The sequence below is a fragment of the Maribacter sp. genome, assembly GCF_049667165.1.
Classification (GTDB): domain Bacteria; phylum Bacteroidota; class Bacteroidia; order Flavobacteriales; family Flavobacteriaceae; genus Maribacter_A.
In genome coordinates, this window is record NZ_JBATHS010000140.1 from 1 (window position 1) to 2681 (window position 2681).

General features: G+C 44.0%; 2 protein-coding genes. One reads left to right on the forward strand and one right to left on the reverse strand.

The annotated features are described in order from the left end of the window. Window positions 1–438, reverse strand: a 438-nt coding sequence (locus WBM98_RS07335; RefSeq protein WP_424365372.1) for a universal stress protein, incomplete at its 3' end; no start/stop codon positions are given. 365 nt (window positions 439–803) lie between these two features. Here WBM98_RS07335 and WBM98_RS07340 point away from each other — a divergent pair. Further along, on the forward strand, window positions 804–2681 hold a 1878-nt coding region (locus tag WBM98_RS07340), incomplete at its 3' end, for a cation-translocating P-type ATPase (RefSeq protein WP_424365373.1).

Here is a 2681-nt window from a genome sequence, read left to right on the forward strand (position 1 = left end):
ATTTGGGGGAATTGCCAATACGGGGCAAGGTGATTTTTGGACCAAGCGATTGGTTGTACTGCCCAAAAGGACCTCCTCTATGGCGCTTTCGCCTTTGGTTCCCACAACGATGAATTCGGCCTGCCAATCATTAACCATGGCAACCATGCCGTCAACAACGAAGAGTGCCTCTACGGGTGCAATTTGCACATTCGTTTTGCTCCAGTTTTTCCCCAAATGTTCGCTAACGAATTCCTCTAACCGATACCGATTTGCCTTCAGAGCATTTTTTCGTAATTGGGGCAGCTCATCGAGAACCATGGTTTCGGTTATAACAGGGTAACCAAATACATGGCAGGCTACCAAACGGCATTTCAATTGTTCTGCCAATTTTTTTGAATATTTCAAGGCAGCAACGGAATTCTTCGAATAATCGGTACAATATAATATTGTTTTCACGGTGACATGTTTTTTTTTGTTTACTATCAAAGCTATAGTACACCCATCATTATGCAAATGACCTACATCATGAATAGCCCTTATGGGATATGACCGCTATCATGTTGGTTGCCCGAAAAAAGATCAAGGTAAATCATAGGTATGTATTGTCGCTGCTCTGATCGGCACTGGTCTTTTTGCATGCATTTTTGGCCTATATACCATTGATACGCCCCATTGCATGGCCGCCAAATATAGACCAACGGGTGTTCTAGGATGGGAGGGACATTTACGGTCATCGATAGTTACTTGTAAGATGGTCCCATCCAACCCGATGAAATCCCGAATCCAAATCGTACATTTATGGGACTGATTAAATAACCCAAATGCCCATAGCCAATTTCAACATAAAAGGATTGACTGACGAAGAAGTGCTTCGATCGAGGGCTGAGAACGGAGAAAATTCCTTGAAAGGTAAAAAGGAGATGGTATTATTGACAGCATTGAAAAGTCTGGCCGAAGAACCTATGGTCTTTTTACTGCTAGTGGCATCCTTCCTATACTTTTTAATCGGAAATATCGGAGATGGTATTTTTCTGGCCGCTGCCATAATATTGGTATCGGCAATCTCCTTGTATCAAGATGGCCGCAGTCGCAATGCCATTGAGAAGCTAAAGTCATTTGCCCAACCCAATTGCAAGGTCGTACGCAACGGCGGGGTGATTGAGGTCAAAAGCGAGGAGGTGGTTGTCGGTGACCATTTGATGGTCGAAGAAGGTACGACCATTGCTGCCGATGGCTACATCATTCACTCCAATGATTTTTCAGTAAATGAAGCCATCCTAACCGGTGAATCCCTTTCGGTTTATAAGGATTCAGAAAAAAAGAACAATAAAATATACAAGGGCACCACAGTGGCAAGTGGACTTGCCATCGCCATAGTTACCGCTATTGGGAACAGGACTGCGATTGGGGAAATCGCAAAAAGCCTTGAAAGCGTACAAGAAGAGAAGACTCCCCTAGAGCACCAAATCAACAGTTTCGTAAAGAAAATGGTAATCGTTGGGGCTATCGTATTTGTGATCGTATGGGGCATCAATTATTACAATTCGTCGGATATTCTAGACAGCCTACTCAAAGCATTGACCTTGGCCATGTCGATTTTACCCGAAGAAATTCCAGTGGCATTCACAACTTTTATGGCCTTGGGGTCGTATCGATTGATGAAACTAGGTGTCATTGTAAAACAGATGAAAACCGTTGAGACGCTGGGAGGGGCCACCGTCATCTGTACCGATAAAACGGGAACGATTACGGAAAATAAAATGGCCTTGGCGAAACTCTACACCTTAGCATCCAATAAGATCTCAGATATAAACGCTGCTTTTGGTACGCGCGAAAAAGAACTTATACAATCCGCCATGTGGGCCAGTGAGCCCATTCCGTTCGATACCATGGAAATCGCACTGCATAAGGCATATCAAAAGACCACAAACAAAGACCAGCGTCCTGATTATAAAATGGTGCACGAATATCCCTTAAGTGGCAAACCTCCCATGATGACCCATTTTTTTGAAAATCAGGATGGAGATCGTATTGTGGCTGCCAAGGGTGCCCCAGAGGCACTCATACAGGTTTCGAAGCTTTCTGATACCGAAATACAACAAATCAATTCCGCTATCGAGCAACTCACCAAAAAAGGGTATCGTGTCCTTGGTATTGGTCTATCAAAATTCATAGGCAGTTCCTATCCGCAAAATCAACAGGACCTTAGCTTTGAATTCAAAGGAATGGTCGCCTTTTATGACCCACCAAAAAAGAACATCAAACACGTATTAAAAGGCTTTGATCAAGCCGGGATAAAGGTTAAGATCCTTACAGGGGACAATCCCCTGACAACAGCGGCCATTGCCAAAGAAATAGGATTTAATAGGCAAGGGCAAGGGATCTCAGGCGATGCCTTGATGCTATTGTCGCAACCAGAATTAGCGGAACAAGTAAAGTCAAAAAGTATTTTCACCAGAGTGTTCCCTGAAGCCAAGTTGAAGATTATCAATACATTGAAAGCCAATCAGGAAATTGTGGCCATGACAGGTGATGGCGTAAACGATGCCCCAGCATTAAAAGCGGCCCATATTGGGATCGCCATGGGCAAAAAGGGAACCGAAACTGCGAAAGAAGCCGCTTCGGTCATCTTATTAGACGATGATCTAGCGCGAATGATCGACGCCATTGCCATGGGAAGGCGTATCTATACCAACCTA